The 20469-nt window shown below is 58.0% G+C and carries 17 protein-coding genes and 2 pseudogenes; 8 read left to right on the top strand and 11 right to left on the bottom strand.

Going from position 1 to position 20469, the window contains the following annotated elements:
* Window positions 1-526 precede the first annotated feature (526 nt).
* Entirely contained in the window at window positions 527-1960 is a 1434-nt protein-coding gene (locus G6L01_RS24340; RefSeq protein ID WP_070166161.1) for an IS1182 family transposase, read from the bottom strand.
* Window positions 1961-2044: 84 nt separating this feature from the next.
* Here G6L01_RS24340 and G6L01_RS24335 point away from each other — a divergent pair, with 84 nt between their 5' ends.
* On the top strand, window positions 2045-2572 hold the full coding sequence (locus G6L01_RS24335) for a P-loop nucleotide/nucleoside kinase family protein (RefSeq protein WP_070165950.1): 528 nt from the start codon (window positions 2045-2047) through the stop codon (window positions 2570-2572).
* Between the two features lie 2 nt (window positions 2573-2574).
* Here the strand turns inward: G6L01_RS24335 and G6L01_RS24330 are convergent.
* From G6L01_RS24330 to G6L01_RS24290, 9 genes and pseudogenes are all read right to left on the bottom strand, one after another.
* A pseudogene (locus G6L01_RS24330) lies at window positions 2575-3258 on the bottom strand (Pnap_2097 family protein); the annotation flags it as partial.
* Window positions 3259-3261: 3 nt separating this feature from the next.
* Window positions 3262-4533 (bottom strand): MSMEG_0569 family flavin-dependent oxidoreductase, encoded by a 1272-nt coding sequence (locus G6L01_RS24325; protein WP_070165948.1) that lies wholly within the window; start codon window positions 4531-4533, stop codon window positions 3262-3264.
* Window positions 4534-4546: 13 nt separating this feature from the next.
* A complete protein-coding gene (locus tag G6L01_RS24320) occupies window positions 4547-4834 on the bottom strand; it encodes an MSMEG_0570 family nitrogen starvation response protein (RefSeq protein WP_041699865.1) in 288 nt (95 codons plus the stop codon).
* Window positions 4827-5984: an MSMEG_0565 family glycosyltransferase gene (locus G6L01_RS24315; RefSeq protein WP_070165945.1), complete on the bottom strand. Its 1158-nt coding sequence runs from the start codon at window positions 5982-5984 to the stop codon at window positions 4827-4829. The genes G6L01_RS24320 and G6L01_RS24315 overlap by 8 nt, the downstream gene beginning before the upstream one ends.
* Window positions 5981-6967 (bottom strand): sll0787 family AIR synthase-like protein, encoded by a 987-nt coding sequence (locus G6L01_RS24310; protein WP_071206647.1) that lies wholly within the window; start codon window positions 6965-6967, stop codon window positions 5981-5983. Before G6L01_RS24310 ends, G6L01_RS24315 begins: the two co-directional genes overlap by 4 nt.
* Window positions 6968-6969: 2 nt before the next feature.
* On the bottom strand, window positions 6970-7512 hold the full coding sequence (locus G6L01_RS24305) for an MSMEG_0567/Sll0786 family nitrogen starvation N-acetyltransferase (protein ID WP_070148333.1): 543 nt from the start codon (window positions 7510-7512) through the stop codon (window positions 6970-6972).
* Window positions 7509-8627, bottom strand: coding sequence for an MSMEG_0568 family radical SAM protein (locus tag G6L01_RS24300; RefSeq protein ID WP_070165942.1), 1119 nt, complete (start codon window positions 8625-8627; stop codon window positions 7509-7511). Before G6L01_RS24300 ends, G6L01_RS24305 begins: the two co-directional genes overlap by 4 nt.
* A complete protein-coding gene (locus G6L01_RS24295; RefSeq protein ID WP_070165940.1) occupies window positions 8554-9597 on the bottom strand; it encodes a Nit6803 family nitrilase in 1044 nt (347 codons plus the stop codon). Before G6L01_RS24295 ends, G6L01_RS24300 begins: the two co-directional genes overlap by 74 nt.
* Before the next feature lie 79 nt (window positions 9598-9676).
* Window positions 9677-10159, bottom strand: coding sequence for an MSMEG_0572/Sll0783 family nitrogen starvation response protein (locus G6L01_RS24290; protein ID WP_015918620.1), 483 nt, complete (start codon window positions 10157-10159; stop codon window positions 9677-9679).
* Window positions 10160-10497: 338 nt separating this feature from the next.
* Here G6L01_RS24290 and G6L01_RS24285 point away from each other — a divergent pair, with 338 nt between their 5' ends.
* The 5 genes from G6L01_RS24285 to G6L01_RS24265 all read left to right on the top strand — a co-directional run bounded on the left by G6L01_RS24285 (window position 10498) and on the right by G6L01_RS24265 (window position 17589).
* Window positions 10498-11901, top strand: coding sequence for an aminotransferase-like domain-containing protein (locus tag G6L01_RS24285; RefSeq protein ID WP_070165938.1), 1404 nt, complete (start codon window positions 10498-10500; stop codon window positions 11899-11901).
* 184 nt (window positions 11902-12085) lie between these two features.
* The gene (locus G6L01_RS24280) at window positions 12086-14491 is read left to right on the top strand and encodes a glucan 1,4-alpha-glucosidase (RefSeq protein WP_071207311.1); all 2406 of its coding nucleotides are present in this window, start codon (window positions 12086-12088) and stop codon (window positions 14489-14491) included.
* Window positions 14492-14509: 18 nt separating this feature from the next.
* Window positions 14510-15523 carry a phosphogluconate dehydrogenase (NAD(+)-dependent, decarboxylating) gene (gene gnd, locus G6L01_RS24275; protein WP_070165933.1) on the top strand — a complete coding sequence of 338 codons (1014 nt, stop codon included), beginning with the start codon at window positions 14510-14512 and terminating at the stop codon, window positions 15521-15523.
* Entirely contained in the window at window positions 15520-16896 is a 1377-nt protein-coding gene (zwf, locus tag G6L01_RS24270; RefSeq protein ID WP_070165931.1) for a glucose-6-phosphate dehydrogenase, read from the top strand. Before gnd ends, zwf begins: the two co-directional genes overlap by 4 nt.
* Before the next feature lie 12 nt (window positions 16897-16908).
* The gene (locus tag G6L01_RS24265; RefSeq protein ID WP_070148347.1) at window positions 16909-17589 is read left to right on the top strand and encodes an ROK family protein; all 681 of its coding nucleotides are present in this window, start codon (window positions 16909-16911) and stop codon (window positions 17587-17589) included.
* A gap of 29 nt (window positions 17590-17618) precedes the next feature.
* On the opposite strand, the pseudogene G6L01_RS24260 reads toward G6L01_RS24265, so the two are convergent.
* Window positions 17619-17780, bottom strand: a pseudogene (locus tag G6L01_RS24260) (IS6 family transposase); the annotation flags it as partial.
* 499 nt (window positions 17781-18279) lie between these two features.
* Between G6L01_RS24260 and G6L01_RS24255 the strand changes: the two are divergent.
* Together G6L01_RS24255 and G6L01_RS24250 are read left to right on the top strand one after the other, a co-directional pair.
* Entirely contained in the window at window positions 18280-19686 is a 1407-nt protein-coding gene (locus tag G6L01_RS24255) for a cytochrome P450 (RefSeq protein ID WP_070165927.1), read from the top strand.
* Window positions 19683-20432: a class I SAM-dependent DNA methyltransferase gene (locus G6L01_RS24250; protein ID WP_070165925.1), complete on the top strand. Its 750-nt coding sequence runs from the start codon at window positions 19683-19685 to the stop codon at window positions 20430-20432. The genes G6L01_RS24255 and G6L01_RS24250 overlap by 4 nt, the downstream gene beginning before the upstream one ends.
* Window positions 20433-20469 lie beyond the last annotated feature (37 nt).

Raw genomic sequence — 20469 nt, 5'->3', positions numbered from 1 at the left:
CCTGGGCTCGACGGCGTTTGGAGTGATATCAAAGGTCGACCTGCGTTGTTTCCCGCGCTCAATTCATCATGCTTGTCGTTCTTTAATGAGCCGGAAATCAAATTGAATTGATCAACTGTTTTGGCTGCTGCATCTGAATGAGGCTGCGTTGCCATAGCCAGACGTTGTCACCACGGGAGATCTTTTGAAGACATGAATATCGTCGCGATCAAATCCCCGGATTCGCGCCTCAGTTTGCCGTGCAATATGTCATGATCGTCTGACCATCCCATGAGGTCGAAGGACACGGTTTCGTTTGGGTCGATATTACCAAGAAAGAAGACGTCCCTTCGCACGACCGGTTTTCTGCCGGGAAACCAGGCAGACCGTGTCAAAACTCGTGACGCGATGAGTTTTAGCGCTTGCGCCGTCGTTGCTATGGAAACTTTGGTGGTCGGCTCCTGCTCGTGTGATAATCCGTTTCTGACGGGATATGATCGGCTCTTTGAGGGGAAAGATACTGCTTTTCGGGTTGCTGAGCTTCCCCTCAAGCCCTGACAGCGGCTATCAGGCCGGTGACGCCGACGAGAGTGATGGCTCTTCGAATGTTGTAGGCGAGTGCCGTCAAGCTGAACTCGCCGCGCACATTTTCCAGCCGCCGCATCAGGAATGCACCCTGATACATCCATTGTTTTATGGTCCCGAACGGGTGCTCAACGCTTTCGCGTCGCTGGTCTAGGACTTCTGGTCTGGCGGCAATGCGCGCTGCCATCCGGTCTAGCACCGCCTCGTTCTCGACACGCCCAACCCTTCGGTACCCATGTGTACAGTGAGGTTTCAACCCGCAGGACCGGCAGGCATCACGGTTGCAGTATTCGACAAGCTTCAGATCGCGCGTCTTTTTCTCATAGCGCGGAGAAAGATGCTGTCCCGCCGGGCAGACATAGACATCCTTCCCGGCATCATAGCGGAACTCGTCCTTGGAAAAGAAGCCCTCGCGGACAGCGGCTCCTCGCAATGGCTTGGGGACATAGGCGGTGATGCCTGCCTTCTCGCAGGCCTCGATGTCCTCGACCTTGAAGTAGCCGCGATCGGCAACCACCTCAATCTGCCCGACGCCGAGCGTGTCCATCGCCGCCTGCGTCGTCTGTGTCAGCAGTCCCATGTCGACGACCTGGCTGCTGACCTCCTGTTCGGCGATCAGCTTGTGCTTCACGTCGACGGCAAGCTGGATGTTGTAACCGACGCCGACATTGGTCATGCGCGCCATAGCGCGGCTATCGGGATCGGTGAGCGATATCTGGTCTTCGCCGGTGCGATCCAGCTCATCAAGCAGGGCCTTGTGGCGATCACGCTTGCCTTTGATCGCAGCGATCTTCTCGGCAAGGTTTTTGGCTTGCGGTCTGCCGCTGCCAGTATTCTTTTCCTGTGCATCGCCGTCATCGAGCCGCTTCATATACTCGGTCAGCCGTTCGTCGGCCTCGCGGATGAACTTTGTCAGCGCCGCCCGCGTGAAATTACGATCCTTGTTGTTGACCGCCTTGATGCGCGTGCCGTCCACCGCCAGCAACTCCCGCCCGAACAGATCGAGCTGTCGGCACACGATGACGAATTCGCTGAACACCTGGCGAAACGCGGTATGGTTCACCCGGCGAAAGTTGGCGATCGTCTTGTGGTCGGGCTTCAGGTGGCGCAGCAGCCAGATCACTTCGATGTTGCGATGTGTCTCGACTTCAAGCCGCCGGCTCGACCTCACCCGGTTCAAATATCCATAGAGGTAGAGCTTCAGCAGATCGGCCGGATCGTAACCGGGACGACCCGTCCCCTTGGGCTCGACGCGGACAAATCCGGAGGCCTGCAAATTCAGCCCGTCAATGAAAGCTTCGATGAATCGGACCGGGTTGTCTGCGCCGACATAGTCGTCCACCACTTCAGGCAGAAGCAGCATTTGCAAGCGGTCTGTTCCTGATAAATGTGCCATGGCAGAATATACCATGAGATTTTGCGATCAGGAATCCTCCAGTCGGGTTCCCAGCGCCCATGAGCACACGGAAGGTCAGTATTCATGCTTATTATTTTTGGCGGCTTGCCGGGCACCGGAAAAACGACGATCGCGCGTGCTTTGGCGAAGGAGCTCGGGGCGAGCTATGTCCGCGTCGATACGGTCGAACAAAATATACGAGCTTCTGCCGTCTTGAAAGCGGACGTCGGCCCAGCGGGATATATGGTCGCCTATGGGATCGCGGAAGACAATCTGGCGCTCGGCAATACGGTCATTGCGGATTCTGTGAATTGCTTGAAGGTCACGCGAGATGCCTGGCTATCGGTTGCCACGCGCTCGGCAGTGCCATCAGTTGAAATAGAGGTTATCTGTTCCGACAAAAATGAACATCGCCGAAGGGCGGAAACGCGGGCAACAGATGTTCAGGGGTTGATAAAGCCAACCTGGGAAGAAATTATGGCCCGACACTATGACGATTGGGGGCAAAGCCCACTCGTTGTCGATACTGCGGCGCAGGATGTGGGGCAATCAGTCGCCGAATTGGTGTCAAAGCTTGCGCTTGGCAGAAGTCAGCCAGGCCGGGACTTTTGACACGGTCTGCAGGCTTCAAGGGCGCGATTTGTCACAGCCTGGAACTCCGCGAAATAGAAAAGTCCTGCTCCGTTGAACTCCTGCGCCGTGCTGGGGGCAAATCTGAAGGTGCGCAGCGCTTCGGCAGCATCTAAAGGAAGCCCCCAATAGGTCTGAAGCCGCCCATTGCGGATATGCGCCGCATGTTGCGCCAGAAGACTGACTTCGTACGGTCTCGTTTGCGTCCTGGGCGCTGTCACCCGTGCGATGGAGCGATTGCTCCCCTGGATTTCCCTGTGAACGAAGGCGGAAACTAATTCTATTCTTCCGACGCTCCGGCCCGCGATAGACAGGAGATGGGTCGTCGACGTCTGGGTCCTGGATACTGCCGAAATCAGGGATTGGATGGTCAATATATCATTCGCCCGCACGAGCTCGAAGCGAGCCTCTGTTAGTGACGTAGCGCAGATCGCCGCATAGACCTCCTCTCCATCGGCGGTTCGGAAATCGGCATTGTCCATGCCGAGGTCGCGCGCCAGCATCAGCCAATGGCGGTGGCCCAGCTCCTTCATCAACCAGGTTTCCGACAGGCCATGTGGCGTCAGGTGCGGCATGCCAATCAGCAGATGAGGCTCGAGCGCGCGGTCCATCAGATCGCGGCTCGAGAGTGTATTTAATGAGCATGACGTGCGCAATGCGAGGTTCATCGCTTATCCGTTCGCCGCTTGCTTTTGCGGGCACCGGGCTTGCTCCAGCAGTGTCAACAGATGGTCCACCACATATTCGGCATCCTTGCCGACTGCGAGGAACCGGCCCGACCCCCAGGTCCAGAGCCAGGGCAGGCCGAGGACGTAAACACCCTCGATGCCGGTGACGCCACGGCGCTGGATCGGATAGCCGGTGCCATCGAAGATAGGCAATCCGACATAGGACCAATCAGGAGTAAAGCCCGTCGCCCAGATGACTGACGTGACACCTTCGGCCTCAAAGTCCAGCTCGGTCGTTTCACTCTGCGGTTCCCAGAGCGCAACATAAGGTCCGCCTGCCGGTGCGTGAATGCCCTTTTCCGCGATATGGCGATCAATGAGGGCATTGATGCCGTTATACACCCGGTCGGCGCTGTCGAGATTGCTCTTCAGATTGGTCTCGAACAGCATTTTTCCGGCGGAAACGCCAGCCATACGACCATAAAGGGCCATGCCCTCCAACGCGAACTTTCGAAGATCGATATCGCGTCCGCCATCCCGTCCGGTCAGATAATGATTGGTATCATGCTTCTTTTTCGCCATGCCGTCATGGGCGATGGTGATATCATATTGCCCAATATCGGCCAGCCAATCGACGACATCGCGGCCCCGGTAGAAGCGGGCGCAGCGCGGCGCATTGCCGGTGACCATATGCACCTTGAGGCCGGCAAGATGCAGATCCTCGGCAATCTGGCAGCCTGACTGGCCGGACCCGACGACGATGACGCCGCCTGGTGGCAGTTGCGCGGGATTGCGATAATCGGCCGTATGGATCTGGGCTATGCCATCGGGAATGCGTTCTGCGGCACGCGGCACGAAGGGCTGGCTGTAGAGGCTGGTGGCGAGAATGACGCTGTCGGCGGTGATGGTGCCAGCCGTCGATTCGATCCGGAACAGCTCTCCCGTTTTCTCCAGCGCGGTCACGCTCGTGCCTTCGAAAACGGGCGCATCGACCTTTGTGACGAAGCGATCAACATAGGCGACAATCTCCTCCTTCACCATGAAACCGTGCGGATCGGCACCGTCATAGGGATGGTCGGGCAGCTGGCATTGCCAGTTTGGAGTGACCAGACAGAAGGCATCCCAGCGCTCGTCCTTCCACTTGTGGGCGACAGTCTTCTTTTCGAAAACGACATGGTCGATACCGTGTTTCGTGAGGTAATGGCTGGCGGAGAGGCCGGCCTGACCACCCCCCACCACGACGGCGCTGTAATGCGGCTTCAGGGATCGGGTCATCTTATATGTCCTTTCACAGGATAAAGGTCTCGCAGCGAACGCGGGCATCGGCGCGCTCAAGGAAGGGGAGGGCGGCGGTTTCGATGCGGGCGAGCTGGTCGTTTGCGGATGAGCAGGCAAATCCGTATTTTGCCTCGACGCGGTCACTGGCGATGGTGAGCGCTTTTCGGCTGCGCTCGACAAAATCCGCCACCGGATAACTTTCACCCTCGGTGAAGAACTCGCGAATGATTAGCGACGGTGAATAACAGGTCTCTTCCTGGCCATCGGGCCAGGTGATGACAAAGCGCATCTCAGGCATGGGCTGCCTCCTTCAAGGTTGCATAGGTGGAAAGATGTGCCTCGGCGACGCGCCGCCAGGGAAAACGGCCGGCAACCTCCAGGCCACGCGGAATGATCCGCTCGCGGATCTCAGGCACCAGCGCCAGGGCCATGGCTTCTGCAATCGAGGCGGAGTGGCGGGGATCGCACCAGAGGGCATCGTCGCTGCCGAGATAGTCTATGAAGGGCGCAATCGATGGTACGATGGTTGGAACGCTGCTGGCCATCGCCTCCAACACGACAAGACCGAACCCTTCCTTCAGCGACGGGAACACCAGCGCATCGGCAAGCCGGTAGAGGTTCGGCATATCGTTGTCAGATACGGCGCCGATAATGTGTACGGCGGCGGCATCATCGCGCAGCGCCCGCAAGTGGGACTGGAACTCCTCCTGATAATCCCGATGATCGAGCAGCGAGACCCCGCCAGCGATGACCAGTTGTGCGTCCGGCTTGACCGCTCGCAACTGCCGGAAGGCATCGAGAATGCCAAGCGTGTTCTTGCGCGCTTCGATGCCGCCGATGCTGAGGAAGACGGGACCGGAATGAAGACCGATCCGGTCTCGCAGCGCAGTCTGCTCGCCGCTCCAGGCAGGGGCAAAGCGCCTGTTATCGACACCGTTGCCGACCACGGTTGCGTCCACGCCGTAGGTGTCGCGCAAGATGGTCTGCCATGCGTCGCTGACGGCAAGGAAGGCATCGGCCCGTTTGATCGAACGGTCCTGAAGGGCCATAAGGCGCGGATCTTCAAACTGATCGATATGATGAACGGTACGCACGAAACCGGGGATCAGACCACGGTCTTTGAGCGTCGCCAGCGCATTTCCCGAAATGCCGTCATGGGCATGAAAGACATCGAAGTCACGATTGTCTGCCTGTTCGAAGTGGCCGGTGTAATCGGCAATCCGCTGCTCGACCATGGCTGTCATATCCGTCGGGGCAGGCGGTACGGGAAAGCAGACCGTGCCACAGGCGGGCGGGCGGAAGAAGCCGGTGCCCTTCGGATCGGGCGCGTGCAGGGTCACCGCATGACCGAGGGCCGTTAGCGCTTCGGAAAGCTGCATGGCATGCACGACACCACCGCGTGGATTGGTGGAATGCGTGAGCATGGCGATGCGCAGCGGGCTGATCATACGCAATGCTCCGCTGGCCCGAGTTGCATCAGGGGCGTTGCGGCATGGTCACGAATGACAATCCGCTTGCTGCCATTGGTGATCGCAACAGTGCTGCCGATAGAGACGCTGCCGATTGCCGCAGCGGTGATGTCGCGCGCTTCGAAACGGGTCAGCACGGCATCGATGTTTTCGGGCGGCACGGACAGCAGATAGCCGAAGCTTGGGAAGGTCGCCAACCAACGGTCAAGGCTGACGCCGTCGGGCAGGGGAATAGCCGCCACATCGATGTCTATGCCGATGCCGGAGCATTCGGCCAGCATGATTGCCGTGCCGACAATGCCGCCTTGGCTGATGTCCTTGGCAGCCAGGGCGAGCCCGGCTTCGGCAATCTGCGGCAGGATCTCGAGATCGCCGCGCAACCGCTCGGCAGGTGCGTCGGTGGCCGCTTCCCAATTGTCGAAGGGTGGGCGATATCGGCCACGATGATCCACGGCGGCGACGAGGACGTCGCCGGGACGGGCGTCGAAGCTTGTGAGCAGGTGCTTTGCGCGTCCGAGGATTGCGACGGACAATTGGCCCCGGTCGGTACGGATATTGGTGTGACCGCCGACGATGGGCACGCCATAGGCCTCTGCCGCCGCTCGCATGCCATCCAGCACCGGGGCGGCACCCGCTTCGCCATCGGCCCAGACAGCATCGACCACGGCGGTCGGCCTACCGCCCATGGCGACGACGTCGGAGATGTTGACCATGACGCCGCACCACCCGGCAAACCAGGGGTCTGCGGCTACAAAGGCATTCATGAAACCCTCGATGGCGAAAAGCAGGTAGCCATTCCCCTGCGGCAAGGCGGCGCAGTCGTCCCCCACCGGAACAGACTTGCCTTTCACGCCGAGCCGCGCGGTGACGCTGCCGATATCGTGTTTCGCAGCGATCCCGCCGCTTGGGCGCAGCTTTTCAGCCAGTGCGTCGAGATCGATGTCCCTCCCGAAACCGGCCATCGTCATGCCGCCCGTTTGGCCAGCGCCACGAAACCTGCCTCCGGCGTGGCGCAGGGCGGATACCAGCTTAGATCCGCCTTCATGCGCAGGTGTGGTTTGCCGTAAATCTCGAATTCCTCGACAACATCCCAGTGCAGGCGGCGAAAGAGCAAGCCGTTCTGCACCTGCACATTGGCCAGAAACGTATGGCAGCCCATCGCATTGGCGGAGGAGACGGCAAGCCGGATCAGAGTTGCGCCCAGCGCGCCGATCCTGCGGAAATCCTCATGTACGGCAAGGCGCGACCCCCACCAGAGGCCCGACTGTTCCTCGTGAATGCGCACAGTGCCAACCAGCCTGTCGGCGGCCACACCCAGCATGGAGAGCGCAACGATGGGGGTGGCGTGGTCGTCGATTTCGTCCCGGTCGTCGCTCTCAAAAATCTGCTGTTCGCGGCAGAAGACATCACGGCGAAGGGCATGAGCCTCGCGACGCTCCCAAGTTGATGTCGCGAACTTCACCTGAAATTCGCTGGTGTGGAAGGGTGAGAAAGGTTCGATCATCATCGCGTCAGCATCCTCTCATAGGTGGAAAGGGCAGAACAGGCGCCGCATTTTCCGCAGCCAGCCTTGATATCGACGGCCTTCAGGCCACTCTCTACGAGCATTTTTGAGAGCGGGCCGAGGATCGAATGCATGAAGTCCGGCTTCGGCGCGGGATGGCTTTCCAGCGGCGTTCCCGAGATCGGCACGAAGGGCACGACGAAGGGATAGACGCCTATCGCCACCAGTCTTTCGCAGATTTCGAGGATGGCCTCGCGTGTGTCTCCAAGCCCGGCGAGGATATAGGTGGAGACCTGACCGCGCCCGAACACTTCGACCGCAGCCTTGAAAGAGGCCATGTATTTTTCGATGCCGACCTGCGCCTTGCCCGGCATGATGCGGGCGCGGATTTCCGGCGTGACGACTTCGAGATGCATGCCGAGCGTATCCACGCCAGCGTCTTTCATCCGGGAAAACCAGATGTCATCTTCCGGTGGCTCGCATTGTGCTTGAATGGGAATGTTGACGGCAGCCTTGATGGCGCGGGCGCTTTCGGCAAGCACTGCGGCTCCCCGGTCGTCGCCTTTCGGTGTGCCTGTTGTCATGACCATATGCTTGACGCCGTCCAGTTCCACGGCGGCCTTGGCGACTTCAGCAAGCTGTTCCGGCGTCTTGTGGGCAACAGTGCGGCCAGCCGCCAGCGACTGGCCGATGGCGCAGAACTGACAGGTTTTCGTCCGGCTCTGGTAGCGGATACAGGTCTGTAGAACGGTTGTTGCCAGCACGTCGCGACCGTGAAGCACGGCAATCTGCGAATAGGGAATGCCGTCCGCCGTCGAGCGCTCGTAAAAGCGTGGACGCAAGGGGAAGGAGACTTCCCCGATGATATGGCCGTCGCGACTGATGCGGCTGTTACCGGCGTCATCCGGTTTTTCGACGAGGTAAGGACTCTCGAATGCGGGTGCCGTGTGTACCGGCACCATCACCGTCATGCCATCGATGGTCAGGGCCTTGTGATCGGAAGGGCCTGCACCACCACGGCGGCTTTCGTGGCCGGCCTTCGGATCAACGAGCCTCGCGCCGAACGACTGCAATTCGTTGATCAGCGTTTCCGTCGAAAGCTGGGGTCTGGTATCCATCGGTATTGCTCCCTGTCGGTGCGGTTTCGAGGAAAGGATGGGCTGCAACCATCGGATTTGCCGGGCGGTCATCGATGACGAGATGCAGAAGTTCCGGTCGCGCATAGTGGCCAACGGAATCCATCATTCGCTTGCGTTTCAGGATCAGGCTGATGTCCAGGTCGGCAATGAGGATGCCTTCGCCCTCGGTAATCGGGGGCGCCAGGTGCTTGCCTTCCGGCGAAATGATCGCCGTCATGCAGCCGCCGCGCAGTGCCTTTTGCAGGCCTTCCTCAGGGGTGATCGTGCGGATCTGCTCGTCGGTCAGCCAGCCGGTGGCGTTGACGACGAAACAACCGCTTTCCAGCGCATGATGGCGGATTGTCACTTCCATCTGGTCGGCAAAGATCGGCCCGACCATGGAGCCGGGGAATTGCGCGACGTGGATTTCCTCATGCTGGGCCATCAGCGCATAACGGGCGAGGGGATTGTAGTGCTCCCAGCAGGCCAGCGCGCCGATGCGGCCGATTTTGCTATCGACCACCCTAAGGCCGGAGGCGTCGCCCTGGCCCCAGATCATCCGCTCATGGAAGGTCGGCGTGATCTTGCGCCGGTTGAGCACCAACTCTCCATCCGCGTCAAAAACCAGTTGCGTATTGTAAAGCGTGCCATGATCCCGTTCGTTGACGCCGAGTGCGACAACGATGCCGTGCTCGCGCGCCGCTGCCGCCACGGCCTCGGTCGTGTTACTCGGAATAGTGACAGCCTCGTCGTAAAGCCGGAGATGTTCGCGACCAGACAGAACGGGTGGCAGGACGAAGGAAAAATAGGGATACCAGGGAACGAAGGTTTCTGGAAAAACGATGAGCTCCGCGCCTTTGCCAGCCGCCTCGCGGATTGTTTCCAGCACGCGGGCAAGCGTTTTGTCGCGGGAGGTGAGATCCGGCGCGATCTGTGCGGCGGCAGCCCGAACGGTCCTGCTTTTCTCCATGACGAATTCCTTGGATTGGGGTGAAGGAGGCGGGGCTGTCCCCGCCTTCCGGGCGCGCTGATCGGAGCGCGGAGGTCAGTCAGAGTGTCCATGTGTCCAGAATGACAGCCCCGGCACGACGGTGGATGAGCATCAGGTCCAGCACATCCAGCGGGCTGATGGGTGTGATGCCGGGGATCAACGCAGGCTCGCCATGGCCGTAGAGCGCCTGGAGAGCAAACCGGCAGGCATAGACCTTGCCGCCCTCTTCCAGAAAGCCCTTGATCTGGTTGTTGAAGTTCAAATGCCCCGGGAAAGCCTCCGAGCCGAGCTTGGGGAAACCACGCTGGATACCCAGGGTGACGCCGGGACCATAGAGCAATATGGACGTGTCATAGCCCTTGCGCTTAAGGCGTTTGGCCTGAAGCAGATTGACGAGGCCGATAGAGCCTTCAAAAGCAACGGTGTGGAAGGTGATGAGGGCTTTTTCACCTTCATTGGCCTGGATATCTTCGAAAACTTTTTCCTCGTAATCAACGAAGAAGTCCCCATCAGCGTGGGCCGGTGCAGTGATTGCGGGCATGAATGGCTCCTGTTTCGAGGTCGGCCCACCTGACGGGCCACGACCATTCAATTGCAAAGCCTATGCCAGATGAGGTTTTGCCTATTATCAAATCAAAATCGAGAAATTTGCAGTCAATAATACATTCAATATAAGCGGTGAACGAACCGGCGTGTCAATATCAGGGCAATTTTGTGCCATCCTCATAGGCATAACCAGCAATTTTGCGTGCAGTCAATGTGCGATCAATTAGCCTTGTCCGGTGCGTGAATGGGTCTTTTTGGTGAAAACCTATTTTCTGGAGTGACAGAAAGGGAAAGCAACAATATACAGTCAATGTTCAATATCGATGAGCTTTCATGAAAACCTGGACCCCCGACCTCTCCCGCAGCGACGGCCCGCGTTACCTGGCGATCGCCGACGTTATCGAGATGGATTTGAAAAGCGGCAGGCTTCTGGTGGGCGACAGGTTGCCGCCGCAAAGAGACCTTGCCAAACGGCTGGCCATCGATTTTACGACTGTGGCACGCGGTTATGTTGAGGCGCAAAAGCGCGGACTTGTGGCGACCCATGTCGGACGCGGAACCTTCGTGACTGGCGGTCCTGAAAAGCAACGGCGCGGCTTCGTATCGCAGGCCGCACTGGATGCCCGGCGCATGTCGGTGGTCGATTTCTCGATGAACATGCCGCCGGAGCCTGATGATCCAGATCTTCTGGCGCGCATGCAGGAGGGGCTGTCCGCCGTCGCCACCAATATGATCCCGCTCCTGCGCTATCAGGGGTTCGGCGGAGCCGGCATGGACAAGGAGGCCGCCGCATCATGGCTCAGTCGCCGTGGCCTTGTTCCCTCCCAGGAACGTATCTTCGTCACACCCGGCGCCCATCCGGCCCTTCTGGCGATTTTCGGACTTCTGGCAAAACCGGGCGAAATGGTGCTCTCCGAGAACATCACCTATCCCGGCATGCGCTCGATTGCAGCCCAGCTCCGCCTTCATCTGACGGGCCTTCCGATGGATGCGGAAGGCATTATCCCGGCCGCATTCGCCGAGATCTGTGAGACCGCCAAGCCAAAGGCGCTGTATCTCAATCCGACGCTTCAGAACCCGATGACCCTCACCATACCCGAAAAGCGACGGGAGGAAATTTGCGCGGTCGCCCGCAAATATCATGTTCCGATCGTCGAGGATGATGCCTATGGGTTCATCCCGCTTCATAGCCCGGCACCGCTTGCCGCGATGGCGCCGGATCTCACCTGGCATATTGGCGGATTGGCGAAATGCATCGGTGCGGGCCTGCGGCTTGCGTATGTCGTCGTTCCCGACACCAAGGCAGCCTGGCCCTTTGCCAGCGCCATGCGGACGGCAAGCGTCATGGCCTCGCCGCTCTCTACCGCTCTTGCCACCCGCTGGATCGAAGATGGCACAGCAGACAGCATTCTGCGCTTCATCCGCACCGAGGCCGCTGCACGCCAGGCGCTCGTTGCCGAAGTGCTACCGGCGGGCAGCTATCAAAGCGACCCCATCAGCTTCAATATCTGGCTACCCTTGACGAATGGGTGGACGCGCTCAACCTTCGGCACGCACATGCGCGCATCCGGCATTGGCGTGGTCGCAAGTGATGCCTTCACTGTCGATGGCGTGGCCGAGGAAGCTGTTCGGGTTTGCCTCGGCGGCCCCATACGCCGGGAGACCCTCAAGGGTGCGCTGGAATTCATGGGCCACGCCCTGGAGGGTTCTCCCCAAATGGCCGGCACCTTCTTCTGAAAATAGCGCCCAAGAAAGTCGCACTCGCGTAAGCCGCGGCAATCGGAATGCCGTTCAGAGCGATTTGATAACAATCACGACTATTTGCGCTGCCAAATCACAAAACGGCCCTATGTATTCTGGATCACATGTCCGACATGTTTGAGAGCCGATAAGTCGAGCTTACATAGCAAGGGGAACGCAGTTGACTACCCTCGTCGATTTTGCCCCCGGCAATCCAGGAATTCAGGCGCGTTGGACTTCGAGCGCCAAGAGCGGAATTGGCACCGCGCTTTCGGCGCGGTCTCCCGTATGGTTCACAGTGAGCCATGGGGTGCTGAATGAAGTCTATTACCCCAGGGTAGACAGCGCCTGTATTCGAGATCTTGGGCTACTTGTTACTGGTCCTGAAGGATATTTTTCCGAGGAAAAGCGCGATTGCATTACAACGACCCATCAAGTGGAAAGCGGCGTACTGGCGTTTGATGTCGTCAACATTTCACGAGATGGCCGCTACCGGATCGAAAAGCAGATCATTTCCGATCCCGCTCGCGCAACAGTTCTTCAGCGCATCACGTTCAGGCCTTTGGTCGGTAACATTTCCGATTACAAGGTCTATGCGCTGCTTGCGCCTCATCTTGTCAACGCGGGGATGGATAATTCCGCCTGGATTGGTGAGCAAGACGATACTGCACTTCTCTTTGCAAGCGGCCGATCACGCTATCTTGCGCTTGGATCATCACTTCCATGGGGCGAGCGATCTGCCGGCTTTGCCGGACAGTCTGATGGCTATAGCCAATTACTGCAAAACGGCCGTCTCCATCACCAATATCAGCGTGCCGACGATGGCAATACGGCGCTGACGGGGCAAATCCAGTTCACGGAAAGTGCTGACACCGCAATTCTGGCCCTCAGCTTCGGCCAGTCGGAAACGGAAGCAGGCGCCCAGGCACTCGCCAGTCTGCGGGATGGATTCGATGCCGCGTTCGGCATGTATTGTGCGAATTGGCGCGGCTGGCAGAAAAGTCTCTACGATCTGGATCGCGAGACCGCAAAGCCCATCAATATGTACCGCGTCTCGACCGCCGTGCTTGCCGCCCATCGCGCGGCTGACCGGCGAGGAGCCGTGGTTGCCAGCCTGTCCATTCCTTGGGGGGCGAGCAAAGGGGATGATGATCTGGGTGGTTATCACCTTGTCTGGCCTCGCGATCTCGTGGAAAGCGCGGGCGGCTTTCTCGCTGCTGGTGACTGGAAGGAAGCAATCGAAATCCTGGAATATCTACGCGAGGTTCAGTTGGCGTCCGGTCGTTGGCCGCAGAATCTCTGGCTGGATGGAAAGCCCTATTGGCTCGGGGTGCAGATGGATGAATGCGCTTTTCCTATTCTGCTGGCCGATCTCCTGTATCGAAATGGTCATCTGCCGGACACGCTGCTGACCCGATTCCTCCCGATGATCCGCAAGGCGGCTGGCTACATCATCGCTAATGGGCCGGCCACCAACCAGGACCGCTGGGAAGAAGATGGCGGCTATAGCCCGTTCACCCTGGCCGTCGAGATTGCCGCATTGCTGGCCGCCGCAGACAGTCTGGACGTTGTCGGTGAGCCGGATGTGGCCCGGCATTTGCGCGAAACCGCAGACTGCTGGAATGAGCAGATTGAAAACTGGACTTATACCAGCAATTCCACCCTTTGCGATGTCGTCGGCGTGAAAGGATATTATGTCCGTATTGGGGGGCTCGATGTCACTGACGTAGCGACGGGCACTCAAGGGCAGACCATTATCCGCAACCGGGCAGCCGACACGTCGCTATTGCCGACCCGTGACGTTATCAGCCCCGACGCCCTGGCGCTTGTTCGGTTTGGGTTGCGGGCCGCTGACGATCCGAGGATCCTCGACACGATAAAGGTCATCGACCATCAGTTGAAGATTGATCTGCCGCAAGGTCCGCTCTGGTATCGCTATACGGGTGACGGTTATGGCGAACATCCTGATGGCAGCCCATTTGATGGCATCGGGCAGGGGCGTCCGTGGCCATTGCTGGCGGGTGAGCGCGCACATTACGAGCTGGCGGCTGGAAATCGCGATATGGCCGAACGGCTTCTGGAGACGCTTGAGGCTTCGGCGGGGACGGAGGGACTTCTGCCCGAGCAGAGCTGGGACGGACCAGATCTCACCGAACGCGAGTTGTTCCTGGGCCGCCCGTCAGGCAGCGCCATGCCACTGGTCTGGGCGCATGCGGAATACATCAAGCTGTTGCGCTCGCTGAACGATGGTGCCGTTTTTGACATGCCGCCGCAAACAGTTGAGCGCTATGTAAAACATCAGACGCCATCAACATTGCGCATCTGGCGCTTCAACAATCAGATTTCCACCATACCCCACGGCAAGACATTGCGGCTTGAACTGGAAGCGCCAGCCCTGGTGCACTGGAGCGCCACGGGCTGGCACGAGGTGGCGGACACCAGAACACGCGAAACCGGTCTCGGGACCCATGTTGTCGATATCGACCTGGCGGACGGCGTGATCGGCCAGGAGCTGGTGTTCACCTTCTTCTGGGAGGAGGCGGACCTCTGGGAAAATGCCAATTTCAAAGTTCAAATCATAGCTTAACGTTTGACGGAGATAGACATGCAATTGGGAATGGTCGGCCTCGGTCGTATGGGCGCGAACATGGTGCGGCGGTTGATAAAGGCGGGGCATCAATGTGTCGTCTATGACGTCAATCCGCAAAACGTTGCTTCTCTTGTGGCCGAAGGTGCTGTCGGCGCGGCGAGCTACGCCGATTTTCTCGCCAAATTGGCCACGCCCCGTGCTGTCTGGCTGATGCTGCCAGCCGCGATCACGGGAAAGATAGCCCGCGACTTGGCTGGCGAAATGACGAGCGGTGATATTCTGATCGATGGCGGAAACTCCTATTACCGCGACGCGGTCGATCTCGGAACTGAGCTTGGTTCTCAAGGTATCTCCTTCGTTGACGTCGGGACCAGTGGCGGGGTCTGGGGGATCGATCGTGGCTATAGCCTGATGATCGGCGGTGAGAAGAAAGCGGCGCAGCATCTTGACCCTATCTTTGCGGCCCTTGCCCCTGGAAAAGACGGCACGGGGGCCACGGGCGGCACCGCCGATACAGGAACGGAAGGCTATCTGCACTGCGGTCCGCCGGGTGCCGGTCACTTCGTCAAGATGGTCCATAATGGCATAGAATATGGCATCATGGCCGCCTATGCCGAAGGGCTGAACATCCTGAAGGCTGCTGATGCAGGCAGCGAGGCGCGTGACGCCGATGCCGAAACCGCGCCATTGCGGGATCCGCAATATTATCGTTTTGACCTTGATCTGGTGGCTGTGACGGAAGTCTGGCGCCATGGCAGTGTCATTGGCTCCTGGTTGCTTGATCTCACAGCATCCGCGTTGAAGCAGGATCCGCAATTGTCACAGTATGGTGGTCGCGTGTCGGATTCCGGCGAAGGCCGTTGGACATTGCAGGCGGCGGTCGAAACCGGAGTGCCTGCTCCGGTCCTGTCTTCTGCCTTGTTCGGACGCTTCACGTCACGTGACAACGATGAATTTGCCAACAAGCTGCTTTCCGCCATGCGGCACGCCTTTGGCGGTCATGTGGAGAAGCCGGAGAGCAAGTCATGATACAAGGCAGATCCGACGCCCTCGTCGTGTTCGGCGTGACCGGTGATCTCGCCTATAAGATGATACTCCCGTCACTTTACCAGATGGTGAGGCGAGGCCAGTTGAGCGAGCCAGTCATCGGGGTGGCACTCGATGACTGGGATATCGACCGCCTGGCGGCACGCGCTCACGATGGCATCAGCAAACAGTTCGGCACGGTTGACGAGGCGGTTTTTGCCAGGCTGAAGGGATTGCTGCGCTACGTCAGTGGCGACTACAAAAGTCCGGCCACCTTCGATCGGCTGCGTGAGGCGCTTGGTCCTGCCACCCATCCGCTTTACTATCTGGCCATCCCGCCTTCGCTTTTCGAGACAGTCATCAAGGCATCGAAGGCGGCTGGCCTTGCTGAGAACGCCCGGTTGATGGTGGAAAAGCCCTTCGGACGGGATCTAGCCTCTGCTCAGGCATTGGATGGTGTCCTGCATTCCGCGTTCGAGGAGGACGCAGTGTTCCGCATCGACCATTTCCTGGGCAAGGAAGCGGTGCAGAACCTGATCTATTTCCGTTTCGCCAACGCTTTTCTGGAACCAGTCTGGAACCGGACCCACGTGGAAAGCGTGCAAATCACCATGGCTGAGGATTTCGGAATTGCTGGCCGCGGCAAATTCTATGACGAGGTTGGATGCATTCGTGACGTCATCCAGAACCACCTGATCAATATCCTCCTGCTGCTGACGATTGAACCACCTGTCAACAACGGTTCTGATGAACTTAGTGACGAAAAGGTCCAGGTTCTCCGAGCCATTCGTCCGCTCTCGACGCATGACCTCGTAAGGGGACAGTTCCAAGGCTATCACGACGAACCGGGTGTTGCGCCCGGCTCACCTGTCGAGACATTTGCCGCTGTGCGCCTGTTCGTGGATACGTGGCGATGGAAGGATGTGCCCTTTTTTATCAGAGCCGGCAAGCACCTGCCGGTCCGTGCGACAGAAGTTGTCGTGCGGTTTCGCCGCCCGCCCGTTGCTCTTTTCGACGAAGTTACCGCAGCCGAAGCCAATTATCTGCGGTTCCGTGTTGGACCGCAGGTGGCAATCGGCATTGGTACCCGACGCAAGGCGCCGGGCGAGGGGATGGTCGGTGAAAGCGTTGAACTCGGTGCGCTTGATGATACGACCGACGACATGATGCCCTACGAGCGGTTGATCGGCGATGCCCTGAACGGCAGGCGCCAGCTCTTCACTCGGCAGGACGCGGCTGAGCTGGCCTGGCGCGTGGTGGATCCTGTGCTTGATCTTAAGGAACAGCCAGCCGTCTATCTGCCCGGTACCTGGGGGCCTGCCGATGCCTTTAAGGATTTCGCTCCTCCCGGTGGCTGGGTCAATCCGCAACCATAAAGGAAGACATCTATGGATGAAAAGCCACAGATCGTGCTTGCCGTCGATGTCGGCGGGTCGCATGTGAAAATCATGAACAGCGCTGACGGCGTGGAAAGAAAGGCTGTCTCGGGTCCTGAAATGGATGCTGTCGCAATGGCCGACGCAGTCGAGACACTTGCGTCAGGCATGGATTATGACGTTATCGCCATTGGTTATCCTGGTCCGGTTGTTCATAATCGTATTTTGGCGGAGCCGCATAACTTAGCTGCTGGATGGACAGGCTTCGATTTTGCAAAGCGGTTCGGCAAGCCCGTACGTATTGTCAACGATGCCCTGATGCAGGCTATGGGAAGCTATGAAGGCGGACGTATGCTGTTTCTCGGCCTTGGCACCGGGCTGGGAGCGGCCATGATCGTCAACTATGTCACCCAACCCATGGAACTAGCGCATCTTCCCTATCGCAAAGGCCGCAGCTATGAGGACTACCTCGGTCAGGCCAGCCTGGAAGAACGCGGGCATAGTAAATGGGAGAAACATGTGTTGAGGGCTGTAGAGCAACTCAGCGCGGCACTGGAGCCGGACTATGTTGTCATCGGCGGCGGCAATGTCACCAGGTTGAAAACACTGCCGACCAATGCCCGTCACGGCGATAACGCCAATGCATTCAAGGGCGGATTTGCTGTGTGGCTGGATTCCCGGTTCCAGACTTGACTGGCCTTTGACTTCTGACGGCAGCGCGGCCTTACGGTTTGATGAGAGACGATGATGCCGAGCGCCGCCAGCAGATCCTCGACCATACGCAGGCTGAGCGGAAACCGGAGGTACAGCCAAACGGCATAGGAAATCACTTCGGCTGGAAATCGACGGCGACGATAAACAGGATCCCGGGCAAATCTGGTCATGTAACCAGATCCCACATTTGATCGATGTCCGGTTGACGTTACAGTGCCCCAAAAACCGTCGCTTGATAGCAGTTCTCCGGCGATCCGCGCAAAAGGCCCTTAACGGCATTCCCAGCATCCCATTCAAAGGATAGTTGGAAATAAAATTCCAATTATTTATTACTGTTTAAATTATGCATATATTGAATATTCTCATAAAATATCAAGTTGTGAATCAAATAAATACAATTAAATTGACTTCTTTTGTAATATAAGATATTTTTATTTTCCGGCGCCCTGTTAGCGTCGACGAATAATAAAGGAGTAAGATATGAAGAAATTTCTTGCCGTCTTTATTGGCGCATCTAAGCTTAATCGTCGTAAGCCACGTTATATCTATACATACTGATAACCTGTTGCTCCTCGGGGGTTTAATTTTGAATTCCCGAGGACGCCGATTCTTTGTTTGAATTAATATTGGTGAATATAGGCTTTCCAGTTTTGGCGGTTGCTATTTCCGATGGCCTCAGTTGAGAATTATCAACAAAAAATTCCAAATATTCGGCAGCGATGCCTTTTCAACAACAGCTTCAGATTCCGCAAGGATCCTCTGTCATTGCTGTCTTCGTGCTGTCAAATTGACAGTCCTTTGATCGGCATCGATGACGGCTTCTATGTTGTCGTTGCCCCTGAACTGATTGAATTGGTTCTTCATGACAAGCATCAGGTATTTCAAAAGTCGCTTCCTGATGAAGATAGGGGCATGGTCAATTTTGCTTCTTCGATCATGAATAGCTCTGGTGAAGACTGGCGCCGCAAGCGAAAGATGTTGCAACCCGGCTTTAGTCGCGACGCCGTTGCAAAGGGCGTGGATGCAACAATCGAAATTACCCAGGGCCATCTTGATCGATGGCAGATCGAGCCTCCATATTCCGACATCAGAAAATCCCTGCAGCGGCTGTGTTTTGACATCGGCTGTCAATTTTTTCTCAAAACCACGCTTGGCGAGAATGAGCAGTCCGCGTTCGTGATCCTATCAGATTTGATCATAGCGAAGACGCGCGACGGTATACGCTTTCCACTCGGCCCATTCGACAGGACGGAGGCACGACTTGCCTGCGCCCGAGATGCTGCGAAGGAACTGGCTGGCGCTGCCCTTGCCCGTGCGCGGCAGCCGCGCCAAGGCAGCGACAAGAGCGTCGCATGGCACGATGGGTTCGAACGATCCTTCGATAAGGCGTCTGATGAGGATGACAACTGGCTGCGCGACGAGTTTTGCACCATGATCCTCTCCGGGCTGGAGCCGATGTCTGCCGGACTTGCCTGGACCTTGCACCTGTTGACAGCGCACCCGGACGTTCTGCGACGTGTGACCGCAGAAATAGATGCGTTGGCATTGACGGGCAGTGATTGGGCTACGAACGGCGACGGCCCGATCAGCCTTGACGGATTGAACGAGAACGGATTGCGCGAGACAAGGGCTGCGCTCAAGGAGGCCCTGCGACTGTTCCCACCGGCCTGGCTAACCGGGCGGACTGTCTTTGAGGATACGGTGCTCGGCGACTTCCTTCTCCCAAAGGGTAGCGCCTTGATGATCAGTCCCTGGGTCAATCACCGCAGTGCCCGCTATTTCGACTTGCCCGAGCACTATCGGCCGGACCGTTGGCTGGACGGCACGCTGGAAGAACGCTTACCGCGCTACGCCTTTTTCCCCTTTGGCGGGGGCAGCCGGCGCTGCATCGGCGAGCATTTCAGCATGATCCATATGACAGCCATATTGGTCTGTATTTTGAGGCGCTTCACCTTGAAACGGATGCCACATACCAAAGTGCGACCCTATCCAGCACTCGTCTTGCGCCCTTTGGGTGTCACACTGACTTTAACGCCCCGTGCCTCGGAAGCCGGACTAGATAGGACCTTCATATGACGGCAAGCTCGTTTAACAACTATGACAGCTATGCAGAGTTTTACGATAGCTGGCAGGAATCCTGGCCCGAAAGTGTCATGACTCCCTGCGTAAATGTTCTCGCGGACATCGCCGATGGCCGCCCTGCGCTTGAACTTGGCGTTGGGACAGGACGGATCGCCTTGCCACTGTCTCAGCGCGGCCTTGACGTCTCCGGCATTGACCTTTCCGAAGCGATGCTCGAACGGCTAAAGCGAAAGCCGGGAGCAGAAAAACTGTCCCTGGTTCTAGGCGATATGGCGGATGTGCCCATAGAGGGAGAATTCGGCCTCATTTATTGTGTGGCGTCGTTCGACTATCTCCTCACCCAAGAGGAGCAGCTGCGCTTCTTCGCCAATGCAGAAAAACATCTCGCAGAGGGCGGTTCGCTGGTTGTCCAAACGATCATTCCAAACGAAGCGATTTTCAGCAGCGACTTCCGGCTCAACCGCATGGGGGACCTGCCATCGGACGAGGACGGGATGGCGTCCGTCATGCTCATGGGGGTGAAGGGCGATCCGATCTCTCAAGTGCTTGAGCAGCGCATCATGGTCATCGGTACACATCCCAAGGTCTTCCGACACAAGATCCGATGCGTCTGGCCGAATGAACTGGACTTGCTCGCGCGGTCTGCCGGCCTCTTTCTTCATGCTCGGTGGAGCAATTGGCAGCGCGAGTCGTTCGTTTCCGCCAGCCGAACAGCGATTTCAGAATACCGCAGATTCTGACTGGCATAGATGGCACCATTGATAGAATGAGGGAAAT

It is taken from the genome of Agrobacterium vitis, from assembly GCF_013337045.2.
Taxonomy (GTDB): Bacteria; Pseudomonadota; Alphaproteobacteria; order Rhizobiales; family Rhizobiaceae; genus Allorhizobium; species Allorhizobium vitis_B.
The sequence above is the reverse complement of the archived record's forward strand: the minus strand, read 5'-3'. Positions and strand labels throughout refer to the sequence as shown.

Excerpts from the sequence above, each read along its gene's own strand:
- gnd (WP_070165933.1), top strand. The coding sequence starts at position 14,510 with ATGCAATTGGGAATGGTCGGCCTCGGTCGTATGGGCGCGAACATGGTG.
- G6L01_RS24305 (WP_070148333.1), bottom strand. The coding sequence starts at position 7,512 with ATGATGATCGAACCTTTCTCACCCTTCCACACCAGCGAATTTCAGGTG.
- G6L01_RS24320 (WP_041699865.1), bottom strand. The coding sequence starts at position 4,834 with ATGCCTGAGATGCGCTTTGTCATCACCTGGCCCGATGGCCAGGAAGAG.
- G6L01_RS24340 (WP_070166161.1), bottom strand. The coding sequence starts at position 1,960 with ATGGCACATTTATCAGGAACAGACCGCTTGCAAATGCTGCTTCTGCCT.
- G6L01_RS24290 (WP_015918620.1), bottom strand. The coding sequence starts at position 10,159 with ATGCCCGCAATCACTGCACCGGCCCACGCTGATGGGGACTTCTTCGTT.
- G6L01_RS24300 (WP_070165942.1), bottom strand. The coding sequence starts at position 8,627 with ATGGATACCAGACCCCAGCTTTCGACGGAAACGCTGATCAACGAATTG.
- G6L01_RS24335 (WP_070165950.1), top strand. The coding sequence starts at position 2,045 with ATGCTTATTATTTTTGGCGGCTTGCCGGGCACCGGAAAAACGACGATC.
- G6L01_RS24295 (WP_070165940.1), bottom strand. The coding sequence starts at position 9,597 with ATGGAGAAAAGCAGGACCGTTCGGGCTGCCGCCGCACAGATCGCGCCG.
- G6L01_RS24255 (WP_070165927.1), top strand. The coding sequence starts at position 18,280 with ATGGCCTCAGTTGAGAATTATCAACAAAAAATTCCAAATATTCGGCAG.
- G6L01_RS24265 (WP_070148347.1), top strand. The coding sequence starts at position 16,909 with ATGGATGAAAAGCCACAGATCGTGCTTGCCGTCGATGTCGGCGGGTCG.
- G6L01_RS24250 (WP_070165925.1), top strand. The coding sequence starts at position 19,683 with ATGACGGCAAGCTCGTTTAACAACTATGACAGCTATGCAGAGTTTTAC.
- G6L01_RS24315 (WP_070165945.1), bottom strand. The coding sequence starts at position 5,984 with ATGATCAGCCCGCTGCGCATCGCCATGCTCACGCATTCCACCAATCCA.
- G6L01_RS24285 (WP_070165938.1), top strand. The coding sequence starts at position 10,498 with ATGAAAACCTGGACCCCCGACCTCTCCCGCAGCGACGGCCCGCGTTAC.
- G6L01_RS24325 (WP_070165948.1), bottom strand. The coding sequence starts at position 4,533 with ATGACCCGATCCCTGAAGCCGCATTACAGCGCCGTCGTGGTGGGGGGT.
- G6L01_RS24310 (WP_071206647.1), bottom strand. The coding sequence starts at position 6,967 with ATGGCCGGTTTCGGGAGGGACATCGATCTCGACGCACTGGCTGAAAAG.
- zwf (WP_070165931.1), top strand. The coding sequence starts at position 15,520 with ATGATACAAGGCAGATCCGACGCCCTCGTCGTGTTCGGCGTGACCGGT.